11 protein-coding genes are annotated in these 17359 nt (G+C 64.4%); 10 read left to right on the top strand and 1 reads right to left on the bottom strand.

Annotation, left to right across the window (positions count from 1 at the left end; translation table 11 throughout):
* Positions 1-5 precede the first annotated feature (5 nt).
* The 10 genes from tssC (at position 6) to N4G42_RS03175 (ending at position 14946) form a co-directional block, all read left to right on the top strand.
* Complete coding sequence (gene tssC, locus N4G42_RS03220; RefSeq protein ID WP_260666148.1) at positions 6-1505, top strand: type VI secretion system contractile sheath large subunit; 1500 nt, start codon at positions 6-8, stop codon at positions 1503-1505.
* Positions 1506-1789: 284 nt separating this feature from the next.
* Positions 1790-2575 carry a type VI secretion system accessory protein TagJ gene (locus N4G42_RS03215; RefSeq protein WP_260666147.1) on the top strand — a complete coding sequence of 262 codons (786 nt, stop codon included), beginning with the start codon at positions 1790-1792 and terminating at the stop codon, positions 2573-2575.
* Between the two features lie 12 nt (positions 2576-2587).
* Complete coding sequence (gene tssE / locus N4G42_RS03210) at positions 2588-3112, top strand: type VI secretion system baseplate subunit TssE (RefSeq protein ID WP_056059623.1); 525 nt, start codon at positions 2588-2590, stop codon at positions 3110-3112.
* A 16-nt stretch (positions 3113-3128) separates the two neighbouring features.
* Positions 3129-5003, top strand: a complete 1875-nt coding sequence (gene tssF, locus N4G42_RS03205) for a type VI secretion system baseplate subunit TssF (RefSeq protein WP_056059625.1) — start codon at positions 3129-3131, stop codon at positions 5001-5003.
* On the top strand, positions 5000-6103 hold the full coding sequence (gene tssG / locus N4G42_RS03200; RefSeq protein WP_260666146.1) for a type VI secretion system baseplate subunit TssG: 1104 nt from the start codon (positions 5000-5002) through the stop codon (positions 6101-6103). Before tssF ends, tssG begins: the two co-directional genes overlap by 4 nt.
* Before the next feature lie 56 nt (positions 6104-6159).
* On the top strand, positions 6160-8868 hold the full coding sequence (gene tssH, locus N4G42_RS03195; RefSeq protein ID WP_260666145.1) for a type VI secretion system ATPase TssH: 2709 nt from the start codon (positions 6160-6162) through the stop codon (positions 8866-8868).
* Positions 8869-8988: 120 nt separating this feature from the next.
* Positions 8989-11175 (top strand): S41 family peptidase, encoded by a 2187-nt coding sequence (locus N4G42_RS03190; RefSeq protein ID WP_260666144.1) that lies wholly within the window; start codon positions 8989-8991, stop codon positions 11173-11175.
* Between the two features lie 76 nt (positions 11176-11251).
* Complete coding sequence (locus N4G42_RS03185; RefSeq protein ID WP_056059633.1) at positions 11252-12733, top strand: AMP nucleosidase; 1482 nt, start codon at positions 11252-11254, stop codon at positions 12731-12733.
* 24 nt (positions 12734-12757) lie between these two features.
* The gene (locus N4G42_RS03180; RefSeq protein ID WP_260666142.1) at positions 12758-13894 is read left to right on the top strand and encodes a GGDEF domain-containing protein; all 1137 of its coding nucleotides are present in this window, start codon (positions 12758-12760) and stop codon (positions 13892-13894) included.
* Positions 13895-14010: 116 nt separating this feature from the next.
* Positions 14011-14946 carry an ATP-binding cassette domain-containing protein gene (locus N4G42_RS03175; RefSeq protein WP_260666141.1) on the top strand — a complete coding sequence of 312 codons (936 nt, stop codon included), beginning with the start codon at positions 14011-14013 and terminating at the stop codon, positions 14944-14946.
* On the opposite strand, the gene N4G42_RS03170 is transcribed toward N4G42_RS03175, so the two are convergent.
* Positions 14921-17332, bottom strand: coding sequence for a putative bifunctional diguanylate cyclase/phosphodiesterase (locus tag N4G42_RS03170; RefSeq protein WP_260666140.1), 2412 nt, complete (start codon positions 17330-17332; stop codon positions 14921-14923). The genes N4G42_RS03175 and N4G42_RS03170 overlap by 26 nt on opposite strands.
* Positions 17333-17359 lie beyond the last annotated feature (27 nt).

Here is a 17359-nt window from a genome sequence, read left to right as displayed (position 1 = left end):
CACCCATGAGTGCAGTAGTAGCCACCACAGAATCAACCACCGCCCAGTCGCTAGAAGGCCACGACTTTGCGGCCTTGCTGAACAAAGAATTCAAGCCCAAAACCGACCAAGCACGCGACGCAGTAGAAGCTGCCGTACAGACGCTTGCACAGCAGGCGCTCGCATCGGTAGCCACCATCTCCAACGATGCGTACCAGACCGTGCAAGCCATCATTGCAGAGATCGACCGAAAGTTGTCCGAACAAGTCAACCTCGTGATTCACCATGCGGAGTTCCAGAAGCTTGAAGGCGCCTGGCGCGGCCTACAGCATCTGGTGACCAACACCGAGGTGGACGAGATGCTCAAGATCCGCGTGATGAACATCTCCAAAAAGGAGCTTCATCGCAACATGCGACGCTACAAGGGCGTGGGCTGGGATCAGAGCCCCATCTTCAAGAAGGTTTACGAGGAGGAGTACGGCCAGTTCGGCGGAGAGCCCTTTGGATGTCTGGTGGGCGACTACCACTTCGACCACAGCCCGCCGGATGTCGAACTGCTGGGGGAAATGGCCAAGGTGGCGGCAGCAGCCCACTGCCCCTTTATCTCCGGCGCATCTCCCGCGCTGATGCAGATGGACTCATGGCAGGAACTGGCCAACCCTCGCGACCTGACCAAGATATTCACCAACACCGAGTACGCCTCTTGGCGCAGCCTGCGCGAGTCCGATGACTCCAAGTACATCGGCCTCGCCATGCCACGCTTCCTGGCCCGCCTTCCCTACGGCGCCAAGACCAATCCGGTGGACGAGTTCGACTTTGAAGAAGAAACTGCCAGCGGCAACCACAGCAAGTACTGCTGGGCGAATTCGGCGTATGCCATGGCGGTAAACATCAACCGCTCTTTCAAATACTACGGCTGGTGTACATCCATCCGCGGCGTGGAATCCGGCGGCGCAGTGGAGAACCTGCCCGCACACACATTTCCCACAGACGATGGTGGCGTGGACATGAAGTGCCCCACCGAAATCGCAATCAGCGACCGCCGGGAGGCGGAGCTTGCCAAGAACGGCTTCATGCCGTTGGTACACCGCAAGAACTCGGACGTTGCAGCCTTCATTGGTGCGCAGTCGCTGAACAAACCCGCCGAATACTACGACGCCGACGCCACGGCGAACGCCAACCTCTCGGCACGGCTGCCTTACATGTTTGCGTGCTGCCGCTTCGCGCACTACCTCAAGTGCATCGTGCGCGACAAGATCGGCTCGTTCAAGGAGCGCAGCGACATGGAGCGCTGGCTCAACGACTGGATCATGAACTACGTCGATGGGGATCCTTCCAACTCTTCCCAGGAGACCAAGGCACGAAAGCCCCTGGCCGCAGCTGAGGTTGAGGTGAATGAAGTGGAAGGCAATCCGGGGTACTACACCTCCAAGTTCTTCCTGCGCCCTCACTACCAGCTCGAAGGGCTGACGGTATCGCTGCGACTTGTGTCCAAACTGCCTTCTGTCAAAGAAGCAGGCAACTGACCGGCAGCGGTCCTGCCAGGAAGAAGGCACACGCTAACAAAAGCTAGCGTGACTCCATCGCTGTTTTCGCGACCTGGCGCCTCACCCAACTTCCGCTGATTGACCTGCCGTCGTTTGCAGGCAGGCAGGCAGGTACTTTTCACGAATTTGAGTCCAAGCGCACCGCTACTCGGAAGGGCCGCAGTGCATGCCCCACCTTCGTCGGATGACCGACATCGCAATCGATCATCCGTCAAGGCGATTTAGCACGCCGGCACCCAAAATGATCAACATCAGCTTTCAACGTGACTGCCATTCTCTTTGACTCCCAAAGCCCGTTGGACCTTCAACTCCATCGCGTCAAAGACGCGATCCGGGCTGAGCCCTCCAAGGCCTCGCTGCGCACTTTCTATTTCCAGTTGCTAGCGGTACTTGGCGACTGGGACAAGGCGCTGGCGCAGTTGCAGGTATGTGCGCAGCTGGATCCCAAGGCCATTCCGATGGCACATGCCTATCGGGAAGCCATGCGCTGCGAATTGCTGCGCACCGAGGTGTTTGAGGGGCGTCGCACGCCTTACATCCTGGGTGAACCGCCTGCATGGCTTAGTTACATGGTGGACGCCCTCAAAGCAGAGTCAGAAGGGACTCCCAATGCTGCGCTGCAATTGCGATCCCTTGCCTTGGACATGGCACCGGCTCGCTCCGGAAAGCTCAATGGCGAACCGTTCGAATGGCTGAGCGATTCCGACTCGAGGCTGGGGCCAGTGCTGGAGTTTCACACCAACGGCTGCTACTACTGGGTTCCCTTCTCAGCGGTGTATAGCATCGCCATGGAAAAACCCGCAGACCTTCGAGACCTTGTGTGGCAACCCGCAGAGCTGGTGCTGGTCAACGACAGCACGCTAAAAGGCCTGGTACCCACGCGCTATCCGCTGCAGGCTCACGATGACGACGGCCTGAGGCTGGCACGACGCACGGAATGGGCGGAGATCGGGGACGAGCATGTGGCAGGCCGGGGGCAACGAATGTGGGTCTCTGACCAGGGAGATCACGCATTGCTCGATGTGCGCACTATCTCCTTCCTGGATTGACGTATTCCTGTCATGCAGTCCAGAAGACTGAGCGGTTTTGGAACCGAAAAGGATCGCCTGCAGCCGGCTCTGCTGGATCGCCTGACCGACCATGAGCCCACCCAACGGACGGAGCAGGCCGATGCTGTGTATGTCACCGAGTCGCGCCTGCGCGGCGCGTTGCTGCGCGATCTTGGCTGGCTACTCAACGCAAGCAATGCTTCGGGACACATCGACTTTTCCGGACTTGCGCATGCTGAAAGATCCACCCTGAACTATGGGATGAATCCCCTGGCGGGCAAGCTGCTTTCCGATCTGGACTGGAAAGACGTCGAAGCCAATGTGAGCCGCGCGATCCTGGCGTTTGAGCCCCGGGTCCTGCCCGACTCACTGACGGTGACTCTCCTGCCGTCGTTCGATTCACTCAACCACCACAACACTTTGCAATTCGAAATCCGATGCCAGTTCTGGTCCATGCCTTACCCTCTGGAGCTGCTGCTCAAGACGAGCCTGGACCTAGAAACCGGTCAAGTGGTGTTGTCGGACCTTAGAAGCTGACCCTGAGAACACACCGATGAATCCGCGTCTGGTGGAGTACTACAACCGAGAGCTGGCCTACCTGCGTGAGCTGGGGGCCGAGTTTGCTGCCGCATTTCCAAAAGTGGCCGGCCGGCTCGCGCTGCGAGACCTGGATGTGGCAGACCCGTACGTTGAACGTCTCCTGGAGGGGTTCAGCTTCCTGACCGCGCGGGTGCAGATGAAGATGGACGCCGAGTTCCCACGGCTTTCACAACGCATCCTCGAGATGGTGTGCCCCCACTATCTGGCCCCCACCCCCGCCATGGTGGTCGTCCAGATGTCTCCCAGCGATACCGAGGGCAACGTGGCAGACGGCTATTGCCTGCCCGCTGGCAGCATGCTGCGCTCACGCAAGACCCATGATGACCAAGTACCGTGCGATTTTCGTACTGGGCACGACGTCACTCTATGGCCTATTGCACTGTCCCGCGCAGTTCTGGGTGGGCCTCCTCTGGATCTCCCACTATCCCGCTTCGGATTGCAGCATGAGCCGGCAGGGCATTTGCGCCTGGAAATCGAAACCCAGGGGGCTACCGACTTCGCGCAACTGCCGATGGATCGGCTGGATATGTACATCCACGCATCTGACGCTGTGGCGTCTCATCTGCAGGAGCTGTTGCACGAATCTCTCCTCGGCATCGTGGTGCACGATGCACAAGACCCGACCCGGGTGCACGGATACCTCTCAGCCCACGCCCTTCGTGCCGAAGGGTATGAACAGAGTCAGTCCTTGCTGCCTTATTCGCACCGGGCGTTTCAGGGGCACCGGCTGCTGCATGAGTATTTCGCCTTTCCGCCGCGCTTCCGGTTTTTCTCCATCCAAGGTCTGGCGAGTTCGCTACAGGTGATCCCTGGGAGGCGTCTGGCCATGACGCTGCTGCTACGCAAGGCAGCCCCAGACCTCGAACCGGTGGTGGATAGACAAAATTTCCTGTTGCACTGCACACCCGCGATCAACCTGTTTGAGCGCATGGCGGACCGCATCCACGTGTCGGCCGGTGTCAACGAGTACCACGTGGTGATGGAACGCACCCGCCCACGCGACTTCGAGGTGTACAACGTGCTCAGCGTCACCGGCCACCAGGAGGGCCAGGTGAACGACCGGGAGTTCGTTCCCTTGTATGCCTCCGTGCACGGCATACGCTCAGACGACCAAGCGTACTTCGCTGTACGGAGGGAGCCCCGGCTGTTTTCGGAGCACGCCGTTCGTTTCGGGCCCCGGACCCAATACCTGGGCAGCGAAGTTTTCCTGTCGCTGGTGGACCAACGAGCAGCCCCTTTTTCAGACGATCTCAAGCAGCTTTCGGTACGCACCCTGTGCACAAACCGCGATCTGCCTCTGCTGATGCCGATCAATCAAGCCGGGGGGGATTTCATCACCCTCGACTCGGCGCCCATCGGCGCCATACGCACCGTCGCTGGACCATCGCGACCCATGGGCAGCGTGTCAGAGAACGAGATCACCTGGAGATTGATCTCGCATCTGTCGCTGAACTACCTCGCGATGACCGACCTCTCGGAGCAGGAAGGCGCAGCCACGCTTCGCGAACTGATGAACCTCTATCTCGCCTTGGGCAACCATGCCCTCACCGGCCAGGTTGCCGGGCTGAAGGAAGTCAGTATTCAACCCATCACCAGACGCCTTGCTCAACACAGCCAGCTGATATACGGCCGGGGAGTGGGGATCACACTCACGGTCGATGAATCTTCGTTCGCTGGCGTGAGCGCATGGCCGCTAGCCTGTGTGCTTGAGCGCTTTTTCGCGCGCCATGTGGGTGTCAACAGCTTCACAGAACTGTCTTTGCACTCGCGGCAACGAGGGCCACTCGCCAAGTGGGACGCTCGCCCAGGCCAGAGGCCGAATACATGACCGGCGCAGCATCTCCAACCGGGGAAGACCCGTTGCAGCGGCATGATGGCAGCGCCGCCCTGTGGCAACGACTGCGCAGCGATCCACACGCCTTCGATCTGTTCTTCGCGTTGCGATGGCTGCAGGCTCGCCATCCGGACCTACCGGTTTTGGGCCGCGCTGCGCGCCCGCAAGCCGAGCCGATCCGCCTGGGACAGGACCCTTCTCTCGCCTTCGCCCCGGCCACCATCGCGGAGGTGCTGCCAGCCGTTGCAGGCCAGCCGGAGCGGTTGATGGTCTGGAACTTCGGCCTGTATGGTCCCAATGGCCCGCTGCCTACCCACCTGACGGAGTACGTCCGCGAGAGACAGCGCCAATACGACGACCCGACGCTGGCCCGGTTCTCCGACATCTTCCACCACAGGCTGCTGCTGCTGTTCTTTCGTGCATGGGCCGATGCCCAGCCCACAGTATCCCTGGACCGGCCCGGTGACGGGATGTTCGGGCGCCACCTGGCCAGCATCATTGGCATCGGTGAACCATCAGCACGACGCCGCGATGCGGTGGACGACCACGCCAAGCTTCACATGGCCGGGCACCTCACGCGCATCACCCGCAATCCGGAGGGCCTGCAGCGTGCCATCGCCAGCTACTTTGGAGTGCCCGTCGCTCTGAACGAATACTGCTTGCATTACTTGGAGCTCGAACCCTCGCAGCAAACCCGTCTCTCGCGGCATCCCTGCAACTCTCAGTTGGGGGTCGATACGGTGGTGGGATCCAGGGTTCCGGATGCGCAAAGCAAGTTCCGGCTTCGCATTGGCCCCATGACACTGGCGCAGTACGAGCGCTTTCTTCCGGGCCATCCAGATTTCCAGGCACTCGTGGACTGGGTGAGGAACTACCTTGGTATCGAGTACGCCTGGGATTTCGAGCTCGTGCTACAGCGTGAGGAAGTCCCCGGCACGCGTCTGGGAGGCGGAACCCGCCTGGGCTGGACCAGTTGGATGCTCGACGGCCCTGCGGCCTCTGATGCGGATGATTTCCGTCTGGACCCGGAAAGCTGGTTGCATTCGCGCAGCCAGCAGGTCAGAGCGCGCGCGACCATGCCTCCGGGCGTATGACAAACCCTCGTTGTTAACTCTCCCAGAAATTCTCATCAACGCCCTGCCCCGATACCATGTCTGAGATCAGTCGCCTTGCCCTGTTCGGAAAACTCAACCCGCTGCTTTTCAAATCGCTGGAGGGCGCTACGGTGTTCTGCAAGCTGCGGGGCAACCCCTATGTCGAACTGGTCCACTGGCTGCACCAGTTGCTGCAGGAGAACGACTCCGACCTGATGAGGCTGTGTCGCCACTTCGAGATCGATGCAGAGCAACTTGCTGCCGACGTGCTGCGTAGTCTGGACCGGCTACCACGGGGAGCCACGTCGATCTCCGACTTCTCGGACCAGATCGAGATATCCATCGAGCGAGGCTGGGTCTACGCCACGCTGATGTTCAACGAGTCGCAGATTCGCAGCGCCTACTGGCTCTCCGGCATGCTGCGCACTCGGACGCTGGCCAATGAGCTGCGATCAATTTCCAAGGAGTTCGAGAAGCTCGGAGAGCCTTCGCTGAGCGACGCATTCCCCAAGCTGCTGCCGTTGTCGCCAGAAGCCCAACTAAAGGCCGCCGACGGTTCAGGTCTCCAGGGAGCTCCGGGCGAGGCCAGCAGTGCGACGTCGCCGCTCGGTACGCGCAAGCAGGACGCCTTGCAACGCTACACCATTGACCTGACCGAGCGAGCGCGCCTAGGTGAGCTCGATCCGGTGACAGGCCGCGACGAAGAAGTGCGCCAGATGATCGACATCCTCATGCGCCGTCGGCAGAACAACCCCATCCTGGTGGGAGAAGCCGGTGTCGGCAAGACCGCCGTGGTGGAAGGCCTGGCGTTGCGCATTGCCACGGACGACGTTCCACCGCCGCTGCGCGGCGTCCAGCTGCGCACCATGGACGTCGGCCTGCTGCAGGCGGGCGCCAGCATGAAGGGCGAGTTCGAGAGCCGGCTTCGCACGCTGCTGGACGAAGTGCAGGCCAGCACCACCCCGATCGTGCTGTTCATCGACGAAGTGCACACCCTGATCGGCGCGGGCGGCCAGGCCGGCACTGGCGACGCTGCCAACCTGCTCAAGCCAGCATTGGCCCGTGGCGTGCTGCGCACGATTGGCGCCACCACCTGGGCAGAGTACAAGAAGTACATCGAGAAAGACCCGGCGCTGACACGCCGCTTCCAGCTGGTACACATCCACGAGCCCGACGAACCCAAAGCCGTGCACATGCTGCGCGGCGTGGCCGCCAAGCTGGAAGCGCATCACAAGGTTCGGATCGCTGACGAGGCAGTGGTGGCGGCGGTGAGCCTGTCGCACCGCTACATTCCCGCACGCCAGTTGCCAGACAAGGCCGTGAGCCTGATGGACACCGCATGCTCTCGCGTTGCCATGGCCCTGACGGCAACCCCAGCACGCCTGGAGGCCGTGATCCGCCAACAGGATGCGCTCCAGGTGGAGCTGGAGGTGGTGCAGCGCGAGGCCGACCTGGGCATCGCCGATCCAGGGCGCATGACCGAGCTGGCCGCAGCGCTGGAGCGCTTGCGGGTGGAGAAAGCCACGCTGACCGAACGACTGGCCCGCGAGAATGACCTCGCGCAACGTATCGTCCAGGCAGAAGCAACACTCCTGGCTGCACGGCTTACACGCACGCCGGACGCTGCTGCCAGCGTCGATGCTGCTGCCTCCGCTGAAGCGATGACATCAGCCGCACCAGCCGTCTCGCCAGAGGAGCTGGACGCGATGCGCAAGGAACTGCGAACCCTACAGGGCGACGATCCCCTGTTGCACCCGGTGGTGGATGCGGGCGTTGTGGCCGCCGTCGTGGCCGAATGGACAGGCATTCCCGTGGGCCGCATGGTGCGCGATGAAGTGAAGTCGGTGCTGACGCTGACACATACGCTAGAAAAGCGCGTGATCGGCCAGCGCCACGGGCTGGAGGCCATCACGCGCCGCATACAGACAGCGCGCGCGCAGTTGGACAACCCCAGCAAACCCATTGGAGTGTTCCTGCTGGCAGGCCCCTCGGGGGTGGGAAAGACCGAAACCGCCCTTTCCCTGGCCGAGGCGCTGTACGGCGGTGAACAGAATCTCATCACCATCAACATGAGCGAGTTCCAGGAAGCGCACACCGTCTCCACACTCAAGGGCGCGCCACCGGGCTACGTGGGGTATGGCGAAGGTGGCGTTCTGACTGAAGCGGTGCGCCGCAGACCGTACAGCGTGGTATTGCTCGACGAGATCGAGAAGGCGCACCCGGACGTGCACGAGATGTTCTTCCAAGTGTTCGACAAGGGCTGGATGGAAGACGGCGAGGGCCGCTATATCGACTTCAAGAACACAGTGATCATCCTGACGTCGAATGTGGGATCGGAGCTGATCGCAGGCCTTTGCAACGACCCCGACCTCATCCCGTCGCCGGAGGCCCTGGCCCAGGCAATCCGCCAGCCGCTGCTCGACAAGTTCCCGGCCGCGCTGCTTGGTCGCCTCACGGTGGTGCCGTACTACCCGATTTCCGAAGCGATGCTTGAGCAGATCATTGGCCTGCAAATGCGCCGCATCCAGACACGCATCCAGGTCAACCATGGCGCGCAGTTCGATTTCGACGACAGCGCCGTGCGGCTGATCAGAGAGCGCTGCAGCGAAGTGGAGTCTGGGGCCCGCATGATCGACGCGATCCTGACCCAGAACCTCCTGCCACGCATGGCCATAGAGTTCCTGCAAGCTTCGGTGGATACAAAGATCATCAGCCGCATCAACGTGAGCGCCGCTGATAACGACTTTGTGATCCGCTACGTCTAGGCCCACAAGCACCCCCTTCGACGCACCGCCACCATGCCCAACGCACACTTGCTCCGCAACCTGCTTACCCACTCCTGCGCCGCAGAACACCGGGCACGTACTGTGCCAAACACGGCCGCCTTGACCGCCTTGGTCGTCTTGGCAGCCTTCGCAATACCGGCGCACTCAGGTCTGCTCGATGGCCTGGGCCGGGCCGGCGAAGCCATCAGCCGTAGCGAAGGCGCTGTGTCCGCCGGGCAGCAGGTCATGTCGACGGGCCGGCAGGCCATGGACGCGGGCCGCCAGACCTGGGACGGCCGCAACGTCATCCCCTTCCAGCCGCCCTCCGGGGCCGCCGTGATGGCGCGCGACGAAGGCGGCCCGGTGCGGCTCATTGCCGCCCTCGAACGCGGCGCGGGCGACCCCGTCGCTGCGGGGAGCACGCTAGTGGCGCTGCTCGACCAGGGCGCGTACTTCGTGCAGCGCCAGACTGCGCATGTAACAACACCTCAGGACCAGTTGCTGGCCACTCCCCGCGCAGACAGCTCTGCGGTGTCCATCGACCTGCCGCAGACTCCACCGGGGACCCTCTTCGACCTGGCTTCGGGCAGAGTACGAGCTTCAGGCGCTGGCGTGAAGATATTTGCACTGTCTGTGCACACCAGCCTGCCACGCCGGGCTGGCCGCCGCGCGCTGGATGCGATAGAGCAGCACGCCATGCTCACCACCAGTTCAGTGCAGATGGAATGGCCACTGCAGCCCGACCTGGCAATGGAAGCGGTGGGTGGCAAGTTGCTGGTGTGGGCCAGCGAGTCAGGCGCAGCGTTTCCGGCGGGCTTCGGTGCGGACGGCCGCCTCTTCACGCCCGACGACCCCATGGTGCGGCTGCCACGCGGCTACACCGTCGTGACCTTGGACAGCCGCGGTTTCAGCTTCGACCGCAGCCGCGAGATCGCGCTGGCTCAATATGGGGTGCAGTCCACGGCCGACATCGACCTGACCCGGCTGTCGCCCGGCGACGCTTTCAAGGCATTCACCAGTGTGATGCATGAACGCTACCCGTTCCGCGGCGCGCAGCCCATGGACTGGGCGCGGCTGCAGGCCGAGCTGGCGGACAAGGTGCGGCAGGCCGGTGACCAGCGGGAGCGGCAAGCCATGGCGCAAATCTACGCCGACATTGGCACACGCCTGCAGGACGGCCTGTTCCGCGTCGAACTGCGCGGTGCAGGTGGTCCCCAGGGTCTCACGGCAGGACTCGATGTGGGCCTGGCCGGCCAGTGGCTGCCGCGCGGCATCACGCCCCTGCCGATGCAGGGCGTGTGGTGGCTGCCTGATGGCCGGGCCCTGGTAGGCAGCGTCGCTCCACGCTCGGCAGCGGAACTGGCCGGGCTGCGCCCGGGCGCTGAGATTGTGGAAGTCAATGGCGAAAGCATCGGGCGCTATGTGGGCCGCGCCGTACGCTACTCCAACCGCCCCACTGAAGTCGGGCGCCGCCACGATGCCCTCAAGCTGATGGCCTACGATCGGGAAGCCATGGTGCTGAAGGTGCGCCAGGACGGCAAGGAGCAAACCTTCGATCTGCGCCAGCGCGTGGCGGAACGGCCTCAGGCGGCAGGATCAGCCCCCAACAACGAATCGCTGTCAGCGTTCCAGTTGCGCAGTCAATCGGGCCGGCAGTACGGCTACATCGCGCTGAATTCGTTCGCCGACGGCGGAGGCAACCTGGACCAGTGGGAACGCAGCCTTGCAGCCGCCACCCAGGCACGGCTCAGCGGCCTGGTGCTGGACCTTCGGGGCGCCAACCATGGTGCCTATCAGTTGGTTCCCCACTACGCAGCGTCTTTCTTCTCTTACGACCGACCACTGAGGCTGCAGGGCTACGCGCAGCGCCAGGTGGACGCCACCGCCAAGGTGTGGCGCACTCGCGGCAGCCTGGGCCTACCTCCACAGCTGCCGCTGTTCACACAAGGCGGCGCTTACTACGGCGCCCCCTTGGTGCTGCTGACGGGACCGGAGTGCACGGGCCCGTGCGAGATGTTCGCAGCCTGGTTGCAAAAAGCCGGTCGGGCCCAGGTCATCGGGACGGAGCCCACGCCGGGCGCTGTAGGCATGACGACGCGCGTGCTGCTGCCCGGAGACGTGATCGTTCACGCGCCCACGGTGGCAGAACTGGGCGCCAAAGGCGACCACTATGTCTTTGGCAAAGGCGTTGAGCCCGATCTGCGCCTGGCGGCGGACGCAGGCTTAGTCCAACGCGTCATGACCGGTGGCGACCCTGTGCTGGATGCCGCCGTGCAGTGGCTGGACGGTAGGCCCCTGGCACGCTAACAGCAGCGTCATGCGCTCATGTGCCCAAAAAGCAAGCAACCCCTGCTGCAGTGACACAGGCAGGCGAAAATAGCGCATGCCCATCATCCCCGACTTCATCGCCCCCACCCGCCACACCGACCCGGCCGACGCCCTGGCCCAGGTGCAGCGCATATACCAGCAACAAATTGGCCACCTGCGCGACGCCATGCAGCGTTTTGTGGCGGGCGAGACGCCCGAGGGCCCGGTGCGCGCTTTCTACCCGTTTGTGCGGGTGCACACCACCACCGTGGCGCGGGCCGACACCAAGCTGGCCTATGGCTTTGTGGAAGGCCCCGGGCGGTATGAGACCACCCTCACCCGGCCCGACCTGTTTGCCAACTACTACGCCGAGCAGTTCCGCCTGCTGCGCGCCAGCCACAACGTGGAGCTGGAAGTGGGCACCAGCACCCACCCGATTCCCATCCATTTCTCATTTGCGGAGCACGACCACATCGAGGGCACGCTGACCCAGGCCCGCCGCATGCTGATGCGCGACGTGTTCGACCTGCCCGACCTGGCCGCCATGGACGATGGCATCGCCAACGGCACCTGGCAGGCCGCGCCCGGCGAGGCGCAGCCGCTGTCGCTGTTCACCGCGCCGCGCGTGGACTATTCGCTGCACCGCCTGCGCCACTACACAGGCACAGCGCCCGAGTGGTTCCAGAACTTTGTTCTGTTCACCAATTACCAGTTCTACATCGACGAATTCGTGCGCCTGGGCCACGCCGAGATGGCCAAACCCGACAGCGAATACATCGCCTTCATCGAACCCGGAAACGTGGTCACGCGCCGCGTGGGTCTGAGCGCCGAGGCAGGCGATGACCTGGGCGCCGCTCCACCCCGCCTGCCGCAGATGCCCGCCTACCACCTGGTGCGCAAGGACGCGAGCGGCATCACCATGGTCAACATCGGCGTGGGCCCGGCCAACGCCAAGACCATCACCGACCACATCGCCGTGCTGCGCCCCCATGCCTGGATGATGCTGGGCCACTGCGCAGGCCTGCGCAACAGCCAGCAGCTGGGGGACTACGTGCTGGCGCATGCCTACGTGCGCGAGGACCATGTGCTGGACGAAGACCTGCCGCTGTGGGTGCCCATCCCGGCGCTGGCCGAAATCCAGCTGGCGCTGCAACAGGCCGTGGCCGATGTCACGCAGATCAGCGGCGCAGACCTGAAGCGCGTGATGCGCACCGGCACCGTGGCCAGCACCGACAACCGCAACTGGGAGCTGCTGCCCGACAACACGCCGCAGCGCCGCTTCAGCCAGAGCCGCGCCGTGGCGCTGGACATGGAAAGCGCCACCATCGCCGCCAATGGTTTTCGCTTTCGCGTGCCCTACGGCACCCTGCTGTGCGTGAGCGACAAACCCCTGCATGGCGAGATCAAGCTGCCCGGCATGGCCAACCACTTCTACCGCGAGCGGGTGGACCAGCACCTGCGCATCGGCATGCGCGCCATCGAGATCCTGCGCAACGGCGGCGTGGACCGCCTGCACAGCCGCAAGCTGCGCAGCTTTGCCGAGGTCGCTTTTCAGTAAACGAGGGCCCCGGGGCCGCTGCGTATGCCACTGGATTTCCTCACGCTGATGACGGTCATGGCGGCCAACCTGTTCATGATCTCGGCCGCGCTGCCGCTGATCATGGGCCGGGACGTGAGCCGCGCGGCACGCCATGTGCAGGCCAGCATGCTGCTGCAGGCCGTGGCCTGGGCGGCCATCATTGCCTCATCCACCCTGTGGGACCAGGCCCTTTCTACCGTGTCGATTGCCTGCAACGCGGCCGCACAGTGGATGCTGTACCGGGCGCTGGAGGAATGGCTGGGCCCCCGCCCCTTGCGCCGCGTGCTGCTGGTGTTGGTGATTGCCGCCCCGCTGGGCTACACCCTGGGTTTTGGGCACTACGCCTGGCGCGTGGGCTGGGCCAACTTTTTGATGGCCACTATTTTGTGCATCGTTGCGCGCGCCACCCTGGCGCCCGTGGTGGAGGCCAACCTGCGCTGGCGCAGCCTGCTGATGGGCTGCCTGCTGACGTCGGCCGCTTTCACGCTGGCGCGGGGCATGCTGGGAGCCTTCACCGACCAGTACCCGAGCTTTCGCACGCCCCATCCCGTCAACCTGGCAGCTGCTGTAGCCACCAATGTGAGCCTGGTGCTGGGCACCGTCGCCCTGCTGGTGGCGTGGCGGTCGGAGGCAGAACACAAGCTGCGCACGCTGGCGATGACCGATGGCCTCACCGGCGTACTCAACCGGCGAGGCTTCACCACCCAAGGCAGCAGCCTGCTGGCACACGCCGCACGCCACCAGTTGCCCATGACGGCAATGATGCTGGACCTGGACCACTTCAAGCAGGTCAACGACACCCACGGCCACGAGGCCGGGGACCGCGCCCTGCAACTGTTTGCCCGACTGCTGGGCGACACCTGCCGCAGCGGCGATCTGGTCGGGCGCCTGGGTGGCGAGGAGTTTGGTGTGCTGCTGTTGCACAACAGCGAGCCCGCCGGACTGGCCCTGGACCGGCGACTGCGCAGGCGCCTGCACGCAGCCAGTGTGGCCGAGCTGGGCTTTGCGCTGGACTACAGCGCCGGGATGGCCGTGCTGCAGCCGGGCGAAGCTGGCTTGGCCGAACTGATGGCCCGTGCCGACGGTGCCCTCTATGCAGCCAAGACGGCGGGCCGGGGGCGGCTGGTCGCGGCGGACTGAGGCAAGCAGTCCTGTTTTGATAGCATCAGGCGCAATACCCACTAGCGCCTGTGGCAGATTCTCGCAAAAATCCGCCCCCAAGCACCACGGACGCACTCGTCGCACACAATCCCTCCATGACCGCACTTTTTGAAGCCCTGCACCTGCGCAAACGTTATGGCGAGACCACGGTGGTGGACGACGTGTCCTTCGCCATTGCTCCCGGCGAATGCCTGGGGGTCATCGGCCCCAACGGCGCGGGCAAGACCACCACCATCCGCATGTGCCTGGGCCTGGCGTCGCCAGACGGGGGCGAAGTGCATTTCACGCCCCAGCCCGGCACGGCCCCGCTGCTGATGCCCCGCGATGCGCTGGCCATCAAGGCGCAACTGGGCGTGGTCACGCAGTTTGACACCCTCGACCCGGACTTCACCTGCGCAGAAAACCTGCGCGTGTTCGGCCGCTACTTTGGGCTGAAGGGCGCAGTGATGGACGAGCGTGTACCCCAGTTGCTGGAGTTCGCAGCCCTCACCCACAAGGCCGACGCCAAGCCGGGCGAGCTGTCGGGCGGCATGAAGCGGCGCCTGTCGCTGGCGCGCGCCCTGGTCAACAACCCGCGCCTGCTGCTGCTGGACGAGCCCACCACCGGCCTGGACCCGCAAGCCCGCCACCTGATGTGGGAGCGCCTGCAACTGCTGCTGCAGCAAGGCAAGTCGATCCTGCTGACCACCCACTTCATGGACGAGGCCGAGCGCCTGTGCTCGCGCCTGCTGGTGCTGGACCACGGCCGCAAGATTGCGGAAGGCCGCCCGCGCGAGCTGATCGCCCAGCACCTGGAGCCGGATGTGGTGGAGGTGTTCGGCGTGGGGGCCGTCCAGATGGCCGAAGACGCCGCGCTGCGCACCCTGGCCGCCCGCGTGGAAATCAGCGGCGAGACCGTGTTTTTCTACACCCAGAACGCCCAGCCACTGCTGCAGGCCTTGGCCGCACACGGCCACCTGCGCACGCTGCACCGGCCGGCCAATCTGGAAGACCTGTTCCTCAAGCTCACGGGGCGGCAGATCCGGGAATGAGGCCGGCGGGAGGACGCGCAACCCGGCCCTGCCACCAGTTTTCAAGGTCTTGTGGCGCGCAAGGCTGGGAAAAGAGGTAACCCTGCAGTTCGTCGCAGCCCAGCCGGGCCAGCCACTGGGCTTGGTGGTCGGTTTCCACGCCCTCGGCCACCGTGCGCAGGCCCAGCTTTTGCGCCAGGGCCACGATGGCGTCCACCAGCGCTTCGCCCCGGTCGTTGCTCCCCAGGTCGTTGACAAAAGAGCGGTCGATCTTGAGCTTGCGCACTGGAAACCGCTTGAGCTGGCTGAGTGACGAATAGCCGGTGCCGAAGTCGTCGATGGCCAGCTGCACGCCCAGCGACGTGAGGCGCTGCATGGTCTGCAGGGCCTCCTCCACGGGCTCCATGATCGAGCTTTCAGTGATCTCCAATTGCAGCAACCGGGGTGGGCACCCGGTGCTTTGCAAGGCGCGGGCCACCACCTGGTCCAGCTCGGGCTCCTGGAACTGACGGGCCGAGAGGTTCACCGCCACCGGGATCTCCCCCCACCCGGCATCCACCCACCGCCGTGCCTGCGCGCAGGCCTCGTTCAGCACCCATTCGCCCAGTGGCACGATCAGCCCCGTTTCTTCCGCAATACCGATGAACTGCAGCGGAGACACCAGCCCACGCTCCGGGTCCGCCCACCGCACCAGCGCCTCCACCGACGACACGCGCCCCGTCCGCGCATCCATGATGGGCTGATAGTGCAGGCGCAGCCCGTCGTGCTCGATGGCATGGCGCAGGCCCGCCTCCACCCGCAGGCGCTCCGTCAACACCTCCGTCATGTGCGGGCTGAAGAAAGCCAGCCGGTTCCCACCCAGGTCCTTGGCGTCGTACATGGCCACATCCGCATTGCGCAGCAGGAGATCCCCGGAGTCCCCATCCTGCGGGAAGACCGCAATGCCCAGGCTGGTGCCCAGCAACCAGCTGGACGTGCCGGTCTCCACAGGCAGGGTCAGCGCCCGCACAATGCGCCGCGCCATGGGCTCCACCACGGCCGGGTCCGGCAGGTCGGGCAGCACCACCACAAACTCATCCCCTCCCGGCCGGGCCACCACATCGCCAGGGCGCACACAACCCTGCAACCGGGCCGCCACCTCCTTGAGCAAGGCATCGCCCCGGGCATGGCCCAGGCTGTCGTTCACCCCTTTGAACCGGTCCAGGTCCATGGCCAGAACGGCCACGCAGTGGCCCTGCTCCCGCGCCCGGTCCAACGCCGCGTCCAGCCGCTCCGTGAGGCTGTAGCGGTTGGCCAAGTCGGTCAGGGGGTCTCGCCGCGCCTGGCGCTCCAGCGTCTCCGTGTGTTGCGCGATGGACTGCTGCTGGCGCAGCAGGGACTCCGCCATCCGGTCCAGTGCCCGAGCCACCTGCCCCAGCTCTCCCGGGGGATAGGGTGTACCAATGGGTTCGGCGTAGTTGCCAGCATCCATGCGGCCAATGGCACGTATGGCGCGCATGGCATGGCGGCGCACCGCAAATTCCACCAGCAGAAAAGCAGCAACGAACACGATGACCGCCAGTGCCAACACCCCCAGCAGTGCGCGCCGGAACTGGCGCTCCACCGGGCCACGCAGGTCGTCCTCGGGCACGGCCAGGGCCAGACGCAGATCCGAGCCCTGTGCGCGCGGCAACTGGGCGCGTACCCAGACGCGACGCACGCCATCGGCCCCCTCCATCACGGCATGCCCTTCGACCGCTTGCAACATGAAAGTGCGTTCGGCGTCCCCCAGGGTCAGCGGCGCCAACTCCGGCCGGCGGAAGTCCATGACCACCGAACCGTCGGCATTCCATACCTGCAGATGCATACGCTCATAGCGCTGTGCATGCACCGTGGCCTGCCCGTAGTCCTGCATGTCGAGCGAGGCCAGAAGGATGAAGCGCAACGCGCCTCCCGCATCGCGCACCGGGTAGGCCACCTGCAGCACTCCCTTGCCCGTCAGGCGGCCTATGACCGCTTCCAGCACCGGCCCGGAGGCTGTCAGCGCACGCTGAAAGTAACTGCGGTCCCGTAGGTCCAGGGAACGGCCACTGCGCAGCGAATCACAGAACAGGGAGCCATCGGGCTGGATGGTGAGGATGCCGGTGTACTGAGGATGTTCCTTGAGGACATCTGCCAGGAAATCAGAGCAGGCGGCCTTGTCGCCCGCCGCCAGCAGGGGTACGCGCCCAAGGCCAAACAGGAGTTGCCCGGTACCAGCGATCTTGTCGTCCAGGTCGCTGGCAATGATGCCTGCCCTGGCCACCAGCCGGTCGCGCGCCTGTCCGGTGGTGGCCACCCGGAACTCCAGCAGCAACCACACCAGGGCCGGCACAGGCAACAAAGAGGCTGCCAGCACCAGCCACAGGATCCGCGCACTCAGGCTCACAGGGGTTCTCCTTCACAGAAGCGCCGT

It is taken from the genome of Acidovorax sp. K2F (assembly GCF_025246485.1).
Taxonomy (GTDB): Bacteria; Pseudomonadota; Gammaproteobacteria; order Burkholderiales; family Burkholderiaceae_C; genus Acidovorax; species Acidovorax delafieldii.
Note: the sequence above shows the minus strand (reverse complement) of the source record. Positions and strands in the feature narration are given on the sequence as shown.